Raw genomic sequence first — 20,710 nt, 5'->3', positions numbered from 1 at the left:
ACTTGCCTGGTTATCAATGTTGTAACGCGAATGTTGTCACGTCACCCAGACAGCCGTACTGCGATGACGAACTATAGCCGGGACCATATAAAGTGGTCTCGTCCCTTGCATAACCTGAAGGAGGAGTAAATGAACGTTCGGCAAAAGAAGCTGGAAATGATTGAAGCGATGAACCGGGCGCGTGCGCTCGAACCATCGAGTTTTGTGCCCAACAAGCTGCTCGATACCTTGATCGAGAAGTTGAACTTGAAAAATGATGCGGAACTGTGCCGTGTCCTGGAAGTTCAGCCTCCCATCATCAGCAAGATTCGGCACGGCAAACTGTCGGTCGGTGCAACGATTTTATTGCGCATGCATGAAAAATCGGACATCACCATCCGCGAACTGAAGGAACTGTCCGCCACGCCAGTCCATTAACTTGCCCGCTGTTGTAATGCCATGCCAGGCACCCCAGGTTCCCGGCGCAATGAACTTTTGCCATACAATTCGCGTAGTTCGCTCACCGCACAACATCCGAGCACGATAGCGAAGAGACCCAGCCCAAACCATGCTGACCGTTTCTCTGCCCTCCCGCTCCGGCACGCCTGCTCCAGCTTCTCCCCTGCATTTCCACGCAAACTTGATCTGACACAACACGCATAGTCCGCGCAGGCATCAAGGTCAGCTTTTAACCAGCGATCCCAACCGCATGTCCAGCGATCCTCTTGCGCCGCCCGTGCTGCGCCTGACGCTCACGCGCGATCCCCTCGCCAGCGCCGGCGACTGCCCCGCCGCGCCCGGCTGGCACGCCGAAACCCATGTGCTGTCCAGCGCGCGCGGCATCGGCAGCTGCCGCACCGTGCTCGATATCGGCCCGTCCGACGTCGTGCAACTGCTGCTGTGCGACGGCAGTTCGCTGCTGGCGGGCAGCCTCGACCTGCCACGCTACCTGGGGCCGGCCACGGTGGCGCGCGACGGCGCGCCCGCCAGCATCGAAGTGGGACTGGCCCTGCGCCCGCAGGCGGCGCGCCAGCCGCCCGGCGCCAGCCGCGACGGCCTGGGCGCCTGGATGCTGCGGGCCGTGCGCGTGTACCGCTGCGGCGCCGCCGCCATGACGGCGCTGGCGGCGGCGGGCGCCTTCCAGGACCGCCAGCTGGAACAGCGCCTGGGCCTGTACCGCTGCGGCATCGAGGCGGGCAGCATGACGGCCGCCGCCAGCCTGCCCGCCGGGCCGGAACCGGTGCTGCTGCTGTTGCACGGCACGGCCTCGTCGACCCAGCGCAGCTTTGGCGGCCTGTGGCGCAACGGCCTGGCGCCGCAACTGGCGGCGCAATACGGCAACCGCATCTACGGCTATGAGCACCGCAGCCTCAGCGACAGCCCCATCGAGAATGCGCTGGCCCTCGTGCGCCAGCTGCCGCACGGCGCCGTGCTGCACCTGCTGGCCCATTCGCGCGGCGGCCTGGTCGGCGAATTGCTGGCGCGCGCGCAGCGCATCGACAGCCGCGGCGCCGTCGACCTGGCCGGCGACGGCCTGGAGCGGTTGAGCGAAAACACCGTGGGCGGCGAAGCGTTCAACAGCCACGATATCGAACACTTCACGGCCCAGGCGCGGCTGGGCGGACGCGGTGGCTACGACGAAGATGCGGCGCGCCTGCGCGCACTCAGCGTGGAACTGAAGACGCGCGCCATCCGCATCGCCCGCTTCGTTCGCGTGGCGTGCCCGGCGCGCGGCACCACCCTGATGTCGGGCCGGCTCGACCGCTGGGCCAGCGTGATGTTCAACCTGCTGCTGCATGGCGGAGTTCCCGATGGCGCCATGGCCTTCCTGCTGGCCGTGGTGCGGCAGCGCTGCGACGCGCGCATCCTGCCCGGCCTGGAAGCGATGATGCCCGATTCGCCGCTGGTGGCCCTGCTCAACGCGCCCGACGTGCGCGTGGCCAGTCCGCTGCACGTGCTGGCCGGCGCCTGCAGCGGCGATGGCTTGCTGGGCTGGCTGGGCGACTGCCTCGGCAACCAGCTGTACGGCGGGCAGAACGACCTGGTGGTCAATTGCGCCTCGATGGCCGGCGGCGCCACGCGCAGCACGCCGGTGCGGCAACTGCTGCTGCGCGGGCCGCACACGCACCACATGAACTACTTCGAGCGCGCGCCGTCCAGCCAGGCCGCCGTGCAGGTGCTCACCGGCGACGAGGCAGCCTACCAGCCGCTGCCCGGCATCGAGCACGGCCCGCTGGCGCGCGGCGGCGAAGTGCCGAAACGGCGCGCGCACGCGCCCATCGCGCTGCTGCTGCCCGACATCATGGGCAGCCACCTGCAAGTGGGCAGCAACCGCATCTGGTTCGATCCCGTCAACCTGGTCGAAGGGCGCATCGAACGCCTGGCCGTGGGCCAGCCGCACATCGTCAGCGCCGGCTGGATCGAGTCGTGCTATGAACCGTTTGCCCGCTTTCTCGCGCAAAGCCAGGAAGTGCGGCCTTTTACCTATGACTGGCGATTGTCGCTGCAGGAGTCGTGCCGCGCCTTCCTGCCCGTGCTCGACGACGCCATGCGCGACGCGGAACAGCGCGGACAACCGTTGCGCATCGTCGCCCACGGCATGGGCGGACTGGTGGCGCGCCTGGCCCTGAAAGACCGCTGGCAGCGCTTCGGCGCCCTGCCCAGCAGCCGATTGCTGCAGGTGGGCACGGCCAACCGCGGCACGCAGGCGATGGTGCAAGTGCTGCTGGGGCGCGACCGGCTGGTGCAGATGCTGGCGTGCTGGATAGGCTGGAAGCACACGCGGCGCCAGTTTCTCGGCTTCGTGCGCGCCTTTCCCGGCGTGCTGGACATGCTGCCGTGGCCGCAGGCGGGCGGCATCGATTATTTCGACCCCGAGGCCTGGGCGCAGCTGGCCGCCGGCGACGCGCAAGCGAACCTGCCCGGCGGCTGGCAGGCGCCCGAGGCCCAAGCGCTGGCTGCGGCGCGCGTCACCGTCGCCCTGCTGGAAGCGGCCCCGCTCAACGCCCGCCTTTGCAGCTACCTGGCCGGCTGCGCCGACACGCCGGTGGCGCTGCGCCTGCGCGACGGCGGCATCGAGACGGCCTGGTCGCCCGACGGCGATGGCCGCACGGCCTGGCAAGGCGCGGTGCCCGACGGCGTGGCGGCCTGCTACCTGCCCGTGGCGCATGGCGACCTGCTGCTGCAAAAAGACTACTACCCGGCCATCGCGCAGCTGCTCGACAGCGGCCAGGCCGCAGCCCTGCCACGCCACCCGCCGCACGCGCCCGGCGGCGCCCCGCCCCGCTTCCATCCCTACGTGCCCGAGGCAACGCCGCTGTACCCGCAGCCGCAGGAATTGCTCGACGCGGCCATCGGCGCCGCCGGCCCGGCCAGCGCGCCGGAAAGCCGCGCGCCGCAGCTGAGCCTATCCGTCATCCACGGCAGCATGGCCTCGGCCGACGCGCCCGTCATGAGCGGCTGCTACGCGTCCGAATCGCTGCGCGGCAGCATGAGTTTTCTCGACCGCCTGCTGGCGGGCAAGCTGCAGGAAATCCACGCGCTGGGCCGCTTTCCGCAACGCCCCGACTCCGCCCTCGTGGTGCTGCAGCCCGACGCGGCGCGCCGTCCCGGCGGCGCCATCGTCATCGGCCTGGGCGCGCTGGGCGAGCTGACGCCGGGCGAACTGGCGCGCGCCTTTGCCGGCGGCCTGCTCGAATACGCGTGCGTCTGCCTGCAGGTGCGCGCCGCCGGCCACGTGGCCGCGCCGCCGATGGGCGAACACGGCTTGCGCGTGGCCAGCCTGCTGTCCGGTTCCGGCTATGGCGGCTTGAGCATCGCCCTGTGCGCACGGGCCCTGATCGACGGCGCGCGCAGCGCCAACCGGCGCCTCGAAGACGCGGGCATGGCGTGCCGCATCGGCCACATCGCCATCTATGAACAGTCCGAGGCGCGCGCCATCGCCGCCGCCGTGGCCATCGAACAGATCATGGCCGAAGCGCGCTACCAGGGCAGCTTCACGTTCGAGCGGCGCATCCGCCACAGCCCCGGCGGCTACCGGCGCATCCTGCCCAGCCTGAGCGGCGACAATGGCTGGCGCCGCGTGCAAATCGTCGCCGCCGATCTCTCCGGCGCCCTGCGTTTCACCGTGCTGACGGACCGCGCCCACAACAGCGTCGACGAGGAGCCGAACCAGCGGCAGGCCGTCGATGGCCTGATCATGGACGCCACCGACAACACCACCGACCAGCCGGGCCTGTCGCGCGCCCTGTACGAACTGATGCTGCCCAATGGCCTGAAGGCGGCCATCCCCGAGATGCGCGGCCTGATCCTGGCCGTCGACCAGAGCGCCGCCATCTATCCGTGGGAGCTGATGCGCGACGAGGCGGGCAGCGAGGAAAGCCCGCTGTCGACGCGCATCGGCATGGTGCGCCAACTGGCCAGCCTGCGCGAGCAGCCGCCCGCCGTCAGCCCGCCCAGCAACAGCGTGCTGGTGATCGGCGACACCGATTCCGGCCTGCCCGAACTGCCCGCCGCGCAGGCCGAGGCGCAAGACGTGGCGCACATGTTCAGCACGTACGGCTACCAGGTGCGCGAGCTGCTGCGCCCGCAGGCCCAGCGCGTGCTCGTGCACCTGTTCGACGAGCGCTATTTCGCCATCCACCTGGCCGGCCACGGCGAAGTGGCCGGCCCCGGCATCGCCCATACGGGCCTGGTGCTGGGACCGAAGACGCGGCTGACGGCGGCGCAGGTGGGTAAATTGAAGCGCGTGCCGCAATTCGTCTTCATCAATTGCTGCCACCTGGGCGACATGCGCCCGGACGCCATCGCGCCATGGTCGAAACTGGCCGCCAGCCTGGCCACGGCCTTCATTGAAATGGGTTCGCAGGCCGTGATCGCGGCCGGCTGGCGCATCGACGACCAGGCGGCCAGCATCTTCGCGCACAGCTTTTATCACGCCATGCTGAGCGGCGAATATTTCGGCGACGCCGTGCGCCTGGCGCGCGAAGCGGCCTACCTGCAGTTCCGCGCCTCGAACACCTGGGGCGCCTACCAGGCGTATGGCGACGACCGCTACCGCTTTCCGAACACCCAGAGCCGCCCCTGGCAAGCGCCCGACTACCACTACCACGGCCATTTGCTGGCCGACCTGGAAACCCTGCACGCGCGCCTGGCCGGCGCCGATCCTGGGCGCCGCGCGGCCATCGAGGAAAAGCTGGCCAGCATCGAGGAAGCCGTGCGCGCCCGCTTCTTCGGCTGCGCCGACATCCGCGAAAACATGGCCGCCACGCGCGCCGGCCTCGGTGGTCTGGAGAACACCCTGCGCGCCATCGAACATTACCGGGCGGCGCACAGCGCGGCCGACGGCAAGGTGGGCTTGCGCGCGCTGGCGCACTGGGCGGAACTGGAAATACGCCAGGGCGCGGCCCTGTGCGGCCTCGATGCGGGTGCCGGCATCGAGGTGCCGGCCGTGCCCGATATGGCGCAGGGACGCCAGTTGCTGCAGGATGGAAAACAGCATATCGACCTGCTGGTGGCGCTGGCGCCCACGGCACAGCGCCTGGCCCTGCTGGGACGCTACTGGGCCTTGCAGGCACGCCTGGCCTGCCGCGAAGGAAACCCGGGCGCGCCGGCCCTGCGCGCCATGACGGATGCCTGCCTGGCCGCGCTGGAAGAAGCGCGGCGGCGCAGCGGCGTGGCCGACTGCGACCTGATTTTCCAGGTGCTGGCGGGCGCCCTGCTGCTGAAAGCCCATGGCGACGGCGGCGCCTGGCGCGCGCTCGATCCGCAGCTGGGCGACTTGCTGCACGACGCCATCGCCTATGCGCGCCAGCGCCACGCGGACGAACACCGCGCCATCGACGCCGGCGCCCCCGTGCGCGCCGCCCTGCTGGCGGCCCTGTGGCAGGTGCCGGACGGCCAGCCCTTCGACGCGCCCGCGCGCGCCGCCTTTCTGGCCCTGTACCACGACGCCGTGCGGCGCCACGGCAGCATCGGCGAACCCGAAACGATCACGACGCCGCTGCGCTTCCTGCTCGAACTGCTGCCATCCGACAGCCCGGACACCGCCTTGCGCAGCGCCGTGCAGGCGCTGGCAGGCCAGCTGCAGGCATCATTCCCCGCTATCAGCCAGGTACCACCCCGTAATGGCGCGCATAGCGTTCGTCCAGATTCGCCAGCGGCATCATCATGAACATGTCGGCGCTTTCGAAATCAGGATCCCACGCCGGTTCGCCGCAAATCCAGGCGCCCGAACGCAGATAGCCCTTGATCAGCGGCGGCACTTGCGGCTTGTGCGCCGCTTCCACCTGGTGGATGGGGAAAGGCAGGTGCGGCGTGACGCGGTATTCGCTTGGAGCCATGTGCTTTTCGGCCAGCGCCTGGTACACGGCGACGGCGTTATGGCCGCCATCGGCCAGGCTGATGCTGGCGCAGCCGACCAGGTAATCGCAGCGCTCGCGGCGCATGTACTCGGCCAGGCCCGACCACAGCAGCATGATCACGCTGCCGCCCCGGTATTTCGGGTGGATGCAGGCACGGCCCGCTTCGACCATGCGTCCGCGCAGGTTCTTCAGGCGGCTCAGGTCGAACTCGTTTTCCGAATACAGCCGGCCGATCTTGGCCGCCTTGGCCGCGCTCAGCACGCGGTAGGTGCCCACCACTTTCAGGGTGTCGGCGTCGCGCACGATCAGGTGATCGCAGTGCGCGTCGAATTCATCGCTGTCGAGGCCATCGGCGTTGGCCAGCGACGTCAGCCCCATGGTCTCGATAAACACTTTGTAACGCAAACGCTGCACTTCGCGCAATTCCGACGCTGTCGTGGCCTGGCTCAGCACCAGTTGGACCGGACGGGCCTTGGCTTCGTTTGATGCGATTATGTTTTGCATGGTTTCATCCCTGTGATCAAGACGACTCCAGCGTACTTGCCTAATATGTCAGGAAAATGACAGCCGAATGTCATTTCCGTGACGCAAGTCAATGTCATTCGGGGATCGTGCATAATTACCACACTCGCCCAGCCGAAAGAGCCCATGAAAGACCAGGACGCACCGCACATCACGCCCTACACCAAGCCGGCCGCCGGCTGGGACGCCCTGAAACACGTGGCCATCAGCCTGCGCCAGGAACGGGTCGCGCCCGAGAACCTGAAGGCGCTGCTGGCGCAAAACCAGCCGGACGGCTTCGATTGCCCCGGCTGCGCCTGGCCCGACCGCAACCACGCTTCCACGTTTGCCTTTTGCGAAAACGGCGCCAAGGCCGTCGCCGCCGAAGCGACCAGCCGCCGCGCCGGCCCCGAGCTGTTCGCCAGCCATACCGTCACGCAGCTGCTGGAGCAATCGGACTACGCGCTCGAACAGCACGGCCGCCTGACGGAACCGATGGTGTACGACGCCGCCAGCGACCGCTATGTGCCGATTTCCTGGGACGACGCCTTTGCCCTCGTGGGCCGCCACCTGCGCGCCCTGCCCGACCCGGACCAGGCCGCGTTCTACACCTCGGGCCGCGCCAGCAATGAAGCCGCGTTTTTGTACCAGCTGATGGCGCGCCTGTACGGCACGAATAACTTCCCCGACTGCTCCAACATGTGCCACGAGGCGACCAGCCGCGGCTTGCCGGCCACCGTGGGCATCGGCAAGGGCACGGTGACCCTGGCCGACTTCGAACTGGCCGACACCATCCTCATCTTCGGCCAGAATCCCGCCACAAACCACCCGCGCATGCTGGGCGAACTGCGCGACTGCGCGCGCCGCGGCGGCAGCATCGTCTCCATCAATCCCCTGCGCGAACGGGGCTTGCAGCGCTTCATGGACCCGCAAAGCGCGCTGGAAATGGCGACCCTGGGCAGCACGCGCCTGGCCGGCCTGTTCGTGCAACCGACCCTGGGCGGCGACTTCGCCCTGATCAAGGCCGTCGCCAAACGCGTCGTCGAGCATGACGATGCGGCGCAGGCGGCCAGCGCGCCCGCCGTCATCGACCACGCTTTCATCGCTGAACACTGCAGCGGTTTCGACGCCTTCCGCGACGACCTGCGCGCAGAGAATTGGCAACTGCTCGTGGCAGAATCGGGCGTGAACCGTGCGCAGATCGAGGCATTGACCGACATCTTCATCAAAGGCCAGCGCGCCATCGCCACCTGGGGCATGGGCCTGACGCAGCACAAGCACAGCGTGGCGGCCATCCGCATGCTGTCGAACCTGATGATGCTGCGCGGGCAGATCGGCAAGCCGGGCGCCGGGCTATGTCCCGTGCGCGGCCACTCGAACGTGCAGGGCGACCGCACGGTGGGCATCGAGGAAAAGCCGACGGCGGCCTTCCTCGACCGCCTGGGCCAGGTGTATGGATTCGCGCCGCCGCGCGCGCATGGCCACGACGTGGTGGCCACCATCGCAGCCATGCAGCGCGGCGAGGTAAAAGTGTTCATTGCGCTGGGCGGCAATTTCGCGGCCGCCACGCCCGATACGCCGCTGACCTTTGCCGCCCTGCGCCAGTGCGCGCTGACGGTGCAGGTGGCCACCAAGCTCAATCGCAGCCATCTGGTCATCGGCAAGGAAGCGCTGCTGCTGCCCACCCTGGGGCGCACGGAAATCGACCTGCAAGGCGGCGTGGCGCAGGGCGTGACGGTGGAAGATTCGATGAGCATGGTGCATATCTCGTACGGCCGCAATGCGCCCGCTTCGCCGCAGCTGCGCTCGGAAGTGGCCATCGTGGCCGGCATGGCCGAAGCAGCGGTGGGGAGCAGCCTGGTCGACTGGCGCGCCTATGCGGCCGACTATGCGCGCATCCGCGACGACATCGAAAAGGTGTTTGACGATTTTTACGACTACAACGCCAGGGTGGCGCAGCCGGGTGGCTTTCACTTGACGGTGGCGTCGCGCGAACGCGTGTGGAAGACGGCCAGCGGCAAGGCCAGCTTCCTCGTCGCCCCGCTGGACCTCGATACGCCGTTGCACCGCGCTCGCGCGCGCCACGGCGAGCGCCTGATGGTCTTGATGAGCACACGCTCGCACGACCAGTACAACACCACCATCTACGGCATGGATGACCGCTACCGCGGCGTGTACGGCACGCGCAAGGTCGTCTTCGCCAACGCGGACGATATCGCCATGCTGGGCTTTGCCGATGGCGACATGGTGGACTTGACCGGCGCCTGGGACGATGGCGTGGCGCGCCGCGCCGATGGCTTCCGGCTCGTCGCCTACGACATCCCGCGCGGCTGCCTGGGCGCGTACTACCCGGAGACGAACGCGCTGGTGCCGCTGGCCAGCACGGCCGACGGCGCCGGCACGCCCACATCGAAGTCCGTGCCCGTGCTGCTGGAGCGCAGCGTAAGTTACAAGGTAATGCCGGGCGTGTAGTCGACGTAGGCATCCTGGCGGCAGAATCCCGCCAGCTTCATGCCGGCCTGCGTGGCGATGGAAATGGCCAGCGAACTGGGGGCGGAAATCGTCGCCAGCAGCGGAATCCGCATGCGCGCCGCCTTGCGCGCCAGCTCGTAGCTGCCGCGGCTGGACAGGAAGACGAAGCCGCGCCGCATGTCGATACCGTGCAGCGCCAGATGGCCGATCAGTTTATCGAGGCCGTTGTGGCGGCCGACATCCTCGAACACGTGCACGATATCGCCATCGGGCGTGCACCACGCGGCCGCGTGCACGCCGCCCGTTTCCCGCATCAGCGTCTGGTGCTCGCGCAAGCCGGCGGAGGCACGCGCCAGCGCGGCCGGCAAGTCGACGCGGATCAGGGGTGGCGGCAGCGGCGCCGGCTGCAAGTCGAGCATGTCGATGCTGTCGATGCCGCACACGCCGCAGCCCGTGCGGCCCGTCAGCTGGCGGCGCCGGTCCTTCAGGCGCACGAAATCCTCCTGGGCGATGCGCAAGGCCACTTCGGCGGAATCGGGACGCAGGAACACTTCGCAATCGAAGATGGCATCGGCGGAAGCGACCACGCCTTCCGTCAGCGCGAAGCCGTAGGCAAACGCTTCCAGGTCGCGCGGGGTGGCCATCATGACGACGTGGGAAATGCCATTGAAGACCAGCGCGACGGGGATTTCCTCGGCGACGTGGTCGATGGCGGGGGTAGCAGCGCCCGCCTGGTGGCGGACGATGGCGCGCTCGACGAAGCCGGCGCGTTCGATCTCTGTATCTTCTGACATGGCAACCATGGGGGAACTTTCACAGGCCCCATGGTAAACCAGAACGGCCAGGCAGGGGGCGGCCCCTGCCCGCGCCATCAATCCTTCTTCGGACGGCCCGTTTTCAGCTGCGGCAAGCCGGCCAGCACGTTTTGCAGGGTGGCCAGGTCGATCTGGCTGATCAGCGCCACGCCGATGCGCAGCAATTCGCTTTTCTTGATCTCGAAACCGGCCTTCAGGCAGGCTTTCTTCACCTGGCCCAGGACTTCGTATTCCGCTTCCGGCATGGTGAAGCTGTCGCGCACGAGTTTCGGCTTGCGGGCTTTTTCCTTGACGGCGGCGACCTTGGCGGCCGGCGCTTTTTTCGCTGGCGCAGGCTTGGCGGCTGGTTTGGCTACCGCTTTGACGGCGGCTTTCGCTGCCGGCTTGGCGGCGGGCTTGGCAGCGACTTTGGCCGCTGGCTTGGCAACGGCTTTCACTGCCGCCTTGGCGGCTGGTTTGGCGACGACGGCCTTGGCCGCCGGCTTGGCGGCTGGCGCCTTGGCAGCGGCAGGCTTCGCTGCTACTGGCTTCGCTGCTGCCGGCTTCGCTGCGGCCGGTTTGGCGGCCACTGGCTTGACGGCGGCTTTTGCCACCGGCTTGGCTGCGGGCTTGGCTGCAGGCTTCACTGCAGGCTTGGCGGCAGGTGCGGCCTTGGCCGCTGCCGCATTGATCGAGGCGCTGGTAGGGAACATCGATACGGGCGCGCTGTCGGGCTTTTTCGCTGGGACGGTTTTGGTCATGGATTTTCCAATCTAGTAAATAATATAAACAATATATACTGTTTTTAAAAATCTTGCTTGCTGCACATCAAGTCATGCGCATGGCATGACCCAATGATCCACTACGCGCTGGCGCGGATGGTGAAATCGACTCCCACCTCGTCCCAGAATTCCTGCTCCTTCTCGATCCAGAACGACACGGTCGGATGGTGCGCCACCCAGCCGCGCTTGATATCGAGCTCGATGCGGTTCTTCATGCGCAGGCGCAGTTCGCTGAAATCGGCTTCAATGCGCGCATGCATGAGCAAAATCGACAGGCGCAGCGCCAGCACGGCCTTGGCGAAATCGGGGTCGGACAGCACTTCGCCGATCTTGCGCAAGTTGCCCTTCTGCGCCAGGATCAGCCGGCTCATGGTCTTCTGTTCGCGCGTGGTAAAACCGGGCAAGTCCGCGTTTTCCACGATGTAGGAGGCATGCTTGTGGTAGCCCGTCTGCGACACGGCCAGGCCCACCTCGTGCAGCAGGCTGCTCCAGCGCAGGCATTTCACGAGGGCGTCGGACGTGGGCTTGAGCTGCGCGTACATGGCCAGCGCCTGCTCGGCCACCCGGCCGGCGCGCTGCTGGTCGATATGGAATTTCTCCATGCAGCCCTGCACCGACTGTTCGCGGCGGTCGCGCTTGGTCGAACGCAGGTACAGATCCCACATCACGCCCATGCGCAAGCCCGCCTCGATCGGCGTCATGGCGGGAATGGCCAGTTCACGGAACAGGCCGATCAAGATCGCCAGGCCGCCGACGATGGTGCTGGCGCGGTCGGGCCGCAAGCCGGGCATGTCGATGCGGCTCGTGTGACCGAGTTCGATGAAGCGGCGCGCCAGCGCGTCGAGGCTGGCGCTCGTGAGCAAGCCGTCACCGAGCTTGTTGCGGGCGATGATGTCGGCGATCGTGCGGATGGTGCCGGAAGAACCATAGGCCGTCTTCCAGTGCTGCGGATGGTATGGCGGCGCCGCATCCTCGAAATGGCTGCGCGCCGACAGGATGGCCGCCTCGAACGACGGCGCGTCGATGCGCCCGCCGATGAAGAACGACAGGCTTTGCTTGACGGTGCCCAGGCTGAACGACTCGACCCGCTCGATATCGTTGCCGCGCCCCAGTATCAGTTCCGTCGAGCCGCCGCCGATATCCATCACCAGCCGGCGTTCGCCGGGTATGGCCAGCGCATTGGCCACGCCCATGTAGATCAAGCGCCCCTCTTCCTCGCCCGAGATGATTTCGATCGGGTAGCCGATGGCTTGCTCGGCCAGCGGCAGGAAGACGGCGCCGTTGCGCGCCACGCGCATGGCCGACGTGGCCACCACGCGCACGGCATCGAGCTCGAAGCCCGCGAGGATGGCGCGAAAGCGCTGCAGGCAGGCCAGCGCGCCCTGCATGGCCGCCTCGGTCAGGTCGCCATTGGCATCCAGGCCGGCGGCCAGGCGTATCGGATCGCGCACGCTCTTGACCACGCGGATCGTGTCGCCATCATGCTTGCCGACGTGTAAACGAAAACTGTTGGACCCCAGGTCCACCGCTGCATACATACTGGCCTCTTGTCTTGTCATTGCTGTGCCAACTGAAAAAGTTGGCAAACTCAGTTGCTAAACTATATAAATCATTTAAACAATTTAAAAATCCTACCACACTACCCCCATCGTATGACAGCGGCGTGACAGGATTGTGACAAAACGGCAGCCGTGCGGCAGCTTACGGCACGATGGTGGTAAATAAATATACGGCGAAAATCACCAGGTGCACCGTGCCCTGCATGACCGTGGTGCGGCCCGTGCCCAGCGACAGGGTGGCCACCATCAGCGACAGCAGCAGCAGCACCGTCGACTTGATATCGAGCCCCAGGGTAATCGTCAGGCCCGTGGCCAGCGACACCACGACAACGGCCGGTATCGTCAGGCCGATACTGGCCAGCGCGGAGCCGAGCGCCAGGTTCAGACTCGTTTGCAGGCGGTTGGCACGCGCGGCGCGCACGGCCGCCAGGCCTTCTGGCAGCAGAACGATGGCGGCGATGACGATGCCGACCAGGGTTTTCGGCGCGCCCATGGCGGCAATCGCCGTCTCCAGCGCGGGCGCCAGCGACTTGGCCAGCAGCACCACGGCGCCCAGGCACACGAGCAGCGCACCGGCGCTGACCCAGGCGACTGTTGGCGTGGGCGGCGCCGCATGCACCTCTTCATCACCGACGGCTTCCTTGGGCAGGAAGTAATCGCGGTGGCGCACGGTCTGCACCAGCACGAAGGTGCCATACAGGACGAGGGAAATAACGGCGATGAAGATCAGTTGGCTGGAATTGTAGAAGGGGCCGGCGGCGCTCGACGTGTAGTTCGGCAGCACCAGGGTCAGAACGGCGATGGCCGCCAGGGTGGCCAGCGAAGCGCTCACGCCCAGCAGGCCGAAGGTCTGCTCACGGTGGCGCCCGGCGCCCAGCAGCAGGCAGATGCCGACGATGCCGTTCAGGATGATCATGATGGCGGCAAACACGGTGTCGCGCGCCAGGCCCGTCGTTTCCGGTCCGCCGGCCAGCATCAGCGAGACGATCAGCGCCACCTCGATCAAGGTCACGGCCAGCGCCAGCACCAGGGTGCCGTACGGTTCGCCGATGCGGTGCGCCACCACTTCCGCGTGGTACACGGCGGCCAGCACGCTGCCGATCAGGCCAGCGACCAGCAGGATCTGGTAGGCGCCGCCGACATTGAAGGTGGAACCGAACAGAAACAGCCAGCCGGCAATCGGGGCGGCAAGCGGCCATACAGGCAGGGATTTAAGCATTTTCATTATGGGCCTGGCAAGAGTAAAAAAGGGGAACTGCGGTGCGGACAGCAAAGGACAACAAGGGCAGCCTGGCGTGCATGCCACAGCATAACTTGCCTAGCTTAAATGAAAGTTAGGGAATGCACATGTTCCGGTGAAGGCGCTCCACGCCTGGTTCACCGTTCAATCACCTTGCCGCGGCGCACGTGCTTGCTACCAGCAACTATAGTCCCTTTGGTAACATGCCGTTGCAATTTCCTTGTCTTTTTGCTTCCGGCCGCCGTCATAATGCAGGATCCGCCTTCGCGGCACCGACCAAGGACCAACCATGATTTCCATAAACAGCACAGCCATGCGCACGTTCTTCTTCGCGGGCAGCTTGCTGTGCGCCGCCGCGCACGCGGACACGCCACCAGCGGACGCCGCGCAAGTTGACGCGGACTGGGCCACTGCGGCCGCGCCGGCAACAGCGTCAGAGTCACGCTGGCAAGACAGCCTGCCGCCCGCGCCGCCCGTGGCGCCACGCGGAGAAAAGATACTGCCCAAGAGCGAATGGCTGACCGTCGAGCCGATGAAGGCGCCTGACCGGCGCTGCGATCCGGGCCTCGACGCCCTGTTCCTGCCCAAGGAATGCGGCAAGGAACCGAGCTGGCTGGGCTCGCACAAGAAGTAATCCGATTTAAATATCGAGAGTGCTGGCAGCTTGCGCCTCGACGACGCGGTTGCGGCCCGCCTGCTTGGCCGATTGTAGCGCCTCGTCGGCCCGCTTGAACAGGCTGACGGTGCTGTCTTCGGCGCGGATGGTGGTCACCCCCAGGCTGGCCGTCAGCTGCAGCACGGCGCGCTCCGTCTTGACGGGCAGCGCTTCGACAGCGGCGCGGATCCGCTCGGCCACCATCAGCGCATCGACCAGGGTCGTGCGCGGCAGCTGGATGGCGAATTCGGCGCCGCCAAGGCGGCCCATCAGGTCGCTGTCGCGCAACTGCTGGCGGCAGGTGTCGACGATGGTTTTCAGCACAGCATCGCCGACGGGATGGCCATAGCTGTCGTTGACTCGTTTGAAGTGGTCGATATTGAGCACCACCAGCGCCGTCGGCAAACCGGGCCGGCGCGCCAGCGCCATCCATGGCGCCAGCGCCTGGTAAAAGCCGCGCCGGTTCGGCACGCCCGTGGCCGCGTCGAGCACTTCCAGCCGCGCCAGCTCGCCGCCCAGTTTTTCACGCGACAGCAGCAGATAGCCGAAGGCGTTCGTCAGCATCATCAGGTACAGGGCGCCGAAGCCGGCCAGCTGCATCAGCTCCGCGTCAAAACCGGGGACGGCGGCGGCCAGCACGCCGCGCGCGGCGATCAGCAAGGACAGCAGGCCCATGCTGACGACGAGGAAGCGGCGCAGCATGCTCGCCTCGCGCCACTTCAGGCACAGGGCCGCCACGCCGGAGAGGAAGAAACCGGCCACGATCAGCGAACCGCCGGCGCTGCGCAGCAGCGGCGCCACGTCGAACAGGTAGCAGGCGGCAAACAGTCCCACCGACAGGCCCAGCGCCGGCAGCACGGTGCGGCGCCAGCCGTTGCGCCCGGCCGCCTGCCACAACGCGCCCGCATCGAGCGCCATGCCGGCAAACAGCAGGCTGTTGCCGAGCAGGATGGAGAGGAAATCGGGCAGCACGCCGCGGAAATACAGCAGACACCAGGCAATGGCCTGGCATTGCTTGGCCACCGCCCAGGTGGACATGCTGAGCGACTTCTTGCGCTCGTACTCGAAGAAGAACAGGGCGGCGCACAGGCTCAGGTTGCCGAGCGCCAGGGCCAGTACCAGGGTCTTGATGTCCATGGGCTACGCGATCGATGCGCAGGCGCGGCGCGCCAGGTCAGATTTCGTGTTCGACATTGGTGCTGCCGTCGCCGATCTTGCTGGCCCACGCCTGCACGAAATACTGCTTTTCCACTTCGCTGGGCGCCTCGTGCCAGAACACGATCAGGGTGCCCTTGTGGTCGTGAATTTGCGCCACTTTTTCAATGAATCCGACATTGGCGGCCTGGTCGGCCAGCGCCGCCGCGTAACCATACACGCGCGTCAGCCGCTCGATGCGGTCAGGCTCCGTGAAACTGTTCGTCGCCGTAATGATGGGGTGATCCAAAAACATGCTTGTCTCCATGGTGCCCGACTGCGCGGCCGTGCCGCCGCGCGCCGTACATATACGCATGCTCGGCGCGGATTAATCGGGTATGCTCACGGGAGCTTATCAGATTTCTCTGAATGCAACAAAGCATCTCCCCCAGCCTACTCAGCGAAGTCGTCCCATGCCGGAAAACAGAAGCACCACCCCACTTTCCCCGCAGGTGCATACCTGTGGCGACCGGCGCCGCCTGGAATTCCAGCCCGGCATGATCCAGAGCGAAATGCTGCTGTCGCGCCCCGACCATCTGCTGCTGCGCTATGCGCGCGCCATGATGTGTTTTACGCTGTTCGTGCCGCGCCCGCGGCACATCCTGATGGTGGGACTGGGCGGCGGTTCGCTGCTGAAATTCTGCCACCGCCACCTGCCCGAGACGTGCATCACGGTGCTGGAATTGCGCGCCGACGTGATCGCCCTGCGCGAGCAGTTCATGCTGCCGCCCGACGATGCGCGCCTGCGCATCATCGAGACGGATGCCGTCAGCTACATCCGCCAGCATCCGGGCTGCGCCGACGTGCTGCTGCTCGACGGCTACGACGAAACGGGCTTGCCGCCAGCCCTCGGCAGCGCCCGCTTCTACGCGGACTGCCTGCGCGCCCTGCTGCCCGGCGGCGTGCTGGTGGCCAACCTGTTCAGCTATGACGAGCACTACCCCGCCATGCTGGCGCGGCTGATGCTCACCTTCCGCGGCGCCGTCTGCCACTTCGATGGCATCGCCGGCAATAACCGCATCGTCTTCGCCGCCAAGCCCGGGCAGGACCCGGGCGCTGGCGGCCGCGCCGTGCGCGTGGTGCGCCTAGTGCGCTGGCGCCGGATGGCCGGCCTGGCGTTCCTGAACCGCTTTCTGCCGGCATGGCAATTGTGGCGTTTGCGCCGTCAGTCCGGCGCGGGCAGCGACTGAAAGTCATCTTCCCCGGCCAGAGATATTGTTGCTTATTTGCAGTGTTTTGGTGCAAAATCAGCATGCCGGATGTGGTTTATGACAAACTACGGCCTGCGTGGGGCCGGCAGGCGCTGCGGAACCCAAGTGACCATGAAGTGAGATAGGAAAAACCATGCTGCGTGGCCGCCTGCCATTGTCGATTTCCGCCGCGGCCGCGCTGACCTTTGCCTGCGGCGTCAGCGTGACGGCCGTGCTGTTCGCCGCCATCAGCCAGCTCGAATACGACAAGATGAGCCTGAGCCTGCAGCAGCGCGCCGGCGCCAGGGTGGCCGCCATCGAGCAGGGACTCGACGATGCGGTCGAGGTGCTGACGACGACGAACCAGCTGTTTGCCGCCGTCGTGCCCGTCACGCGCGAACAGTTCCATGACTTCACCACGCCGCTGCTGCGGCGCCACCCGTTCATCCAGGCCTTCAATTTCCACCGCATCGTGCCGCATGCGCAGCGCGCCGCATTCGAAGCGGAGCTGCGGCGCATCGTGCCCGACTACGCCATGACGGAAATGCGCGACGGCGTCGTCGTGCCCGCGACGACGCGCGCCAGCTACCTGGTGGTGGACTACCTCGAACCCTTGCAGGGCAACGGCCCAGCCTTCGGCCTGAACGTCAGCCCGAACGGCGTGCTGGCGCGCGCGCTGGAACAGGCGATCATCAGCGGCCAGACCACCGCCACCGGCTTGCTGGCCCTGGCGCAGGGACCGCGGCAAGGTTTCGTCATGGTGCATCCCGTGTACCGCCACGGCGCGCCCCTGCAGACGGTGCAGCAGCGGCGCGCGGCGCTGATCGGCGATACGGCGGCCGTCATCCTGGCCGGGGAACTGGTGCAGAAAATCCTCGCCGGCGCCGACCTGCTGGGCGACCCGCAGCTCGAACTGAGCGTCTACGCGGACGCCGGCGCCGACCCGCGCCAATTGATCTTCCGGCATGGCCAGGCGCCCGCCAACGAAGCTGGCGGCGCCTGGGAATCCTTGCCGCGCTGGCTGCACTTTGCCTACCACGACCATTATGACCGGGCCTTTACTTCCGCCGGCCGGCCCTGGCATGTGCGCGTGGTGGCCCATCCGCGCCCCTTCCTGGCCGACCATCTGGGCTCATTATTCACCGTGATCACGGGCTTGCTGTTCAGCTTGCTGACGGCCGCTTTCGTGCAGTCGCTGACGCAGCGCTCGCGCCGCGTACAGTTGCTGGTGGAGCAACGCACGGCCGACCTCAAGCGCAGCAACGAGCTGCTCAGCGCCGACGTGCGGGCGCGCCAGCGCACGGAGCGCGCCCTGCAGGAAAGCGAGAAGCGCTTCCGCCGCCTGCTGGCCCTGTCCTCGGACTGGTACTGGGAACAGGATGCCAACTTCTGCTTTACCCACATCACCAGCGGTTTCACGGACAAGTCGAACATGCCGCTGGAACGCTTCATCGGCATGACGCGCTGGGAAAACAATCCGGAGATGCGCAATTCGCGCTGGGGCAAGCAGCATATCGCCAACCTGGAAGCGCACCTGCCCTTTTCCAACCTCGAATATGCGATGCACGACCGCGACGGCCAGCTGCGCTGGTTCAGCATCAATGGCGAACCGCTGTTCAACGAACTCGGTGAATTCCGCGGCTACCGGGGCACGGGTTCCGAAATCACGGAACGCAAGCTGGCCGAGCAGCAAATCCAGCACATCGCCCACCACGACGTGCTGACGGGCTTGCCCAACCGCGCCCTGCTGCGCGACCGCCTGGCGCAGGCGATGGCCCTGTCGCGCCGCAAGAACCGCGCATTGTGGGTACTGTTGATCGACCTCGACCGCTTCAAGTTCGTCAACGACAGCCTCGGTCACAAGGCTGGCGACCTGCTGCTGAAAACCATCGCCACGCGCCTGCAGGCCAGCCTGCGCGAAAGCGATACGGTGGCGCGCCTGTCGGGCGACGAATTCGTCGCCATCCTGTGCGAACAGGCGGACGAAGTGCTCAGCAGCGCCATCGTGCAGCGCGTGATGGATGCCGTGGCCCAGCCGGTACTGTTGGATGGCAAGGAATTCTTCGTCACCTGCAGCATCGGCGTGGCCGTCTACGACATGTCGCGCTACGACGCGCCCGGCGACGTGACCCTGAATGGCGAGACGCAGAACCTGATCGAGCAGGCCGACATCGCCATGTACTGCGCCAAGAAACAGGGCCGCAACAACATCAAGTTCTACACGACGGCCATGAACCAGGCCACCCTGGAGCGCCTGCGCATCGAGACGGCGCTACGCAACGCGCTAGAACGCGAACAGTTCGTGCTGCACTACCAGCCGCAGGTGGACCTGGCCAGCGGGCGCATCGTCGGCGTGGAAGCGCTGCTGCGCTGGCAGCATCCGGACCTGGGCATGGTGGCGCCGCAGCGCTTCATCGCGCTGGCGGAAGACACGGGCCTGATCGTGCCGATCGGCGCCTGGGTCATGCGCGAAGCGTGCGCGCAGGTGAAACGCTGGCATGCGGCGGGACTCGATACCTTGCGCCTGGCCGTGAACCTGTCGGCGCGCCAGTTCAACGAGCCTAACCTGGTGGCATCGATCGCCGAAGTGCTGCTGGAAACGGGCTTGCCGCCCGCCTGCCTGGAGCTGGAACTGACGGAAAGCCTGTTCATGCACGACGTGGCGCTGGCCGTCAGCCAGCTGCACGACATGAAGGCGCTGGGGGTGCAGCTGTCGATCGACGACTTCGGCACCGGCTATTCCAGCTTCGCCTACCTGCGCACCTTCCCCATCGACGTGCTGAAGATCGACCGCAGTTTCGTCGGCGACGTGGCGCGCGACGCGGACGACGCGGCCATCGTCGTCTCCATCATCGCGCTGGCGCACAATCTGAAACTGCGCGTGGTGGCCGAAGGGGTGGAAACGGCCGAGCAGCTAGATTACCTGCGCCGCCATGGCTGCGACGAGGCGCAAGGCTATTACTTCAGCCACCCGCTGCCCGCGCATGAAGTGGAAGCGCTGCTGCATACGGCGGTGCAAGACAGCGGCGTCCTGACTTGAACATATGGCGCGGGCCTTACAGCTTGTGCTGCAGGAATTCGAGGAAGCAGCTGATGCGCTGCGCCAGCTGCGTGTTGCGGTAGTAGACGGCGTGGATCTGCTGGCGGTAGCCCGTATAGAACGGCTGCAGCACTTTCACCAGGCGGCCGGCCGCGATGTCGTCCTTCGTCATGAAGTCGGACAGGCAGACGATGCCCTGGTCGTGCAGGGCCAGCTGGCGCAGGGTTTCGCCGCTGGACGCGGCCAGCGCGGGCACGATCTGCAGGCTGTTGCCCGTCTCGTGGCGCAGCGGCCAGTTGTTCCCCAGGTCGTACTGGGCAAAGCCCAGCAGCGCGTGGCCGGACAGCGCTTCCGGCGTGGCCGGCTCGCCGTGGCGCGCCAGGTAGGCGGGCGTGGCCAGCACGTGCAGCGGGCTGGCAGTCAAGGCGCGCGCATGCAGGGTCGAATCGACCAGGGCGCCGATGCGGATGGCGATATCGGTGCGGTGTTCGAGCAGGTCGGCGATCTGGTCGTTGCTGGTCAGTTCCAGGCGGATGTCCGGGTACATGGCGCGAAATTCGGCCACGTGCGGCACCACGCAATGGAGCATGAAGGGTGAAGCGGCATCGACGGACAGGCGCCCGGCCGGCTTCTGGCGGCGGATGCGGATAGATTCCTCCACGTCTTCCATCGAGGCGAGAATGGCGCGTGCCTTGTCCAGGAACAGCTGCCCCTCTTCCGTCAGCTCCATGCGCCGCGTCGTGCGCGTCAGCAAAGAGGTGGCCAGCTTGTCTTCCAGCCGCGACAGGGCACGGCTGACGCCCGACGTGGTTTGCCCCAGGTGCACGGCGGCCGCGCTCAGGGTGCCGCTGTCGATGACGGTGACGAAGATTTTCAGATCGTCCGAATTGATATCCATTGTTGCCTTATTATTGCCGCATTGTTGCGCGATCTTCACATATC

The 20,710-nt window shown here is 66.6% G+C and carries 14 protein-coding genes; 6 read left to right on the top strand and 8 right to left on the bottom strand.

All coding sequences use genetic code 11. The features are described from left to right. Positions 1-129: 129 nt before the first annotated feature. Positions 130-417, top strand: a complete 288-nt coding sequence (locus tag OPV09_RS12095) for a hypothetical protein (RefSeq protein ID WP_034757399.1) — start codon at positions 130-132, stop codon at positions 415-417. A 271-nt stretch (positions 418-688) separates the two neighbouring features. Beyond that, a complete protein-coding gene (locus OPV09_RS12090; RefSeq protein ID WP_338681878.1) occupies positions 689-6,151 on the top strand; it encodes a DUF7379 domain-containing protein in 5,463 nt (1,820 codons plus the stop codon). Here the strand turns inward: OPV09_RS12090 and OPV09_RS12085 are convergent. Next, a complete protein-coding gene (locus OPV09_RS12085; protein ID WP_034757395.1) occupies positions 6,084-6,845 on the bottom strand; it encodes a GNAT family N-acetyltransferase in 762 nt (253 codons plus the stop codon). The genes OPV09_RS12090 and OPV09_RS12085 overlap by 68 nt on opposite strands. A gap of 144 nt (positions 6,846-6,989) precedes the next feature. On the opposite strand from OPV09_RS12085, the gene OPV09_RS12080 reads away from it, so the two are divergent. Then, positions 6,990-9,314 (top strand): FdhF/YdeP family oxidoreductase, encoded by a 2,325-nt coding sequence (locus tag OPV09_RS12080; RefSeq protein WP_338681877.1) that lies wholly within the window; start codon positions 6,990-6,992, stop codon positions 9,312-9,314. On the opposite strand, the gene fdhD is transcribed toward OPV09_RS12080, so the two are convergent. The 4 genes from fdhD to OPV09_RS12060 form a co-directional block, all read right to left on the bottom strand. Beyond that, positions 9,290-10,117: a formate dehydrogenase accessory sulfurtransferase FdhD gene (fdhD, locus tag OPV09_RS12075; RefSeq protein WP_338681876.1), complete on the bottom strand. Its 828-nt coding sequence runs from the start codon at positions 10,115-10,117 to the stop codon at positions 9,290-9,292. The genes OPV09_RS12080 and fdhD overlap by 25 nt on opposite strands. A 68-nt stretch (positions 10,118-10,185) precedes the next feature. Beyond that, positions 10,186-10,869, bottom strand: coding sequence for a hypothetical protein (locus tag OPV09_RS12070; RefSeq protein ID WP_338681874.1), 684 nt, complete (start codon positions 10,867-10,869; stop codon positions 10,186-10,188). A gap of 101 nt (positions 10,870-10,970) precedes the next feature. Next, on the bottom strand, positions 10,971-12,428 hold the full coding sequence (locus OPV09_RS12065) for a Ppx/GppA phosphatase family protein (protein WP_034757385.1): 1,458 nt from the start codon (positions 12,426-12,428) through the stop codon (positions 10,971-10,973). Positions 12,429-12,591: 163 nt separating this feature from the next. Beyond that, entirely contained in the window at positions 12,592-13,674 is a 1,083-nt protein-coding gene (locus OPV09_RS12060; RefSeq protein WP_034757382.1) for a calcium:proton antiporter, read from the bottom strand. 304 nt (positions 13,675-13,978) lie between these two features. Between OPV09_RS12060 and OPV09_RS12055 the strand changes: the two genes are divergently transcribed. Then, positions 13,979-14,323, top strand: coding sequence for a hypothetical protein (locus tag OPV09_RS12055; RefSeq protein WP_338681872.1), 345 nt, complete (start codon positions 13,979-13,981; stop codon positions 14,321-14,323). Between the two features lie 6 nt (positions 14,324-14,329). On the opposite strand, the gene OPV09_RS12050 is transcribed toward OPV09_RS12055, so the two are convergent. Together OPV09_RS12050 and OPV09_RS12045 are read right to left on the bottom strand one after the other, a co-directional pair. Continuing rightward, positions 14,330-15,481: a GGDEF domain-containing protein gene (locus OPV09_RS12050; RefSeq protein WP_219328310.1), complete on the bottom strand. Its 1,152-nt coding sequence runs from the start codon at positions 15,479-15,481 to the stop codon at positions 14,330-14,332. A gap of 37 nt (positions 15,482-15,518) precedes the next feature. Further along, positions 15,519-15,794: a hypothetical protein gene (locus OPV09_RS12045; RefSeq protein WP_034757372.1), complete on the bottom strand. Its 276-nt coding sequence runs from the start codon at positions 15,792-15,794 to the stop codon at positions 15,519-15,521. A 157-nt stretch (positions 15,795-15,951) separates the two neighbouring features. Here OPV09_RS12045 and OPV09_RS12040 point away from each other — a divergent pair, with 157 nt between their 5' ends. Then, positions 15,952-16,728, top strand: a complete 777-nt coding sequence (locus tag OPV09_RS12040) for a transferase spermidine synthase (RefSeq protein ID WP_338681870.1) — start codon at positions 15,952-15,954, stop codon at positions 16,726-16,728. A 154-nt stretch (positions 16,729-16,882) separates the two neighbouring features. Next, positions 16,883-19,768: a bifunctional diguanylate cyclase/phosphodiesterase gene (locus OPV09_RS12035; RefSeq protein ID WP_070304342.1), complete on the top strand. Its 2,886-nt coding sequence runs from the start codon at positions 16,883-16,885 to the stop codon at positions 19,766-19,768. A gap of 16 nt (positions 19,769-19,784) precedes the next feature. Here the strand turns inward: OPV09_RS12035 and OPV09_RS12030 are convergent, their stop codons facing one another. Continuing rightward, a complete protein-coding gene (locus OPV09_RS12030; protein WP_319992747.1) occupies positions 19,785-20,666 on the bottom strand; it encodes a LysR family transcriptional regulator in 882 nt (293 codons plus the stop codon). Positions 20,667-20,710 lie beyond the last annotated feature (44 nt).

It is taken from the genome of Janthinobacterium sp. TB1-E2, from assembly GCF_036885605.1.
Lineage (GTDB): Bacteria > Pseudomonadota > Gammaproteobacteria > Burkholderiales > Burkholderiaceae_D > Janthinobacterium > Janthinobacterium aestuarii.
Note: the sequence above shows the minus strand (reverse complement) of the source record. Positions and strands in the feature narration are given on the sequence as shown.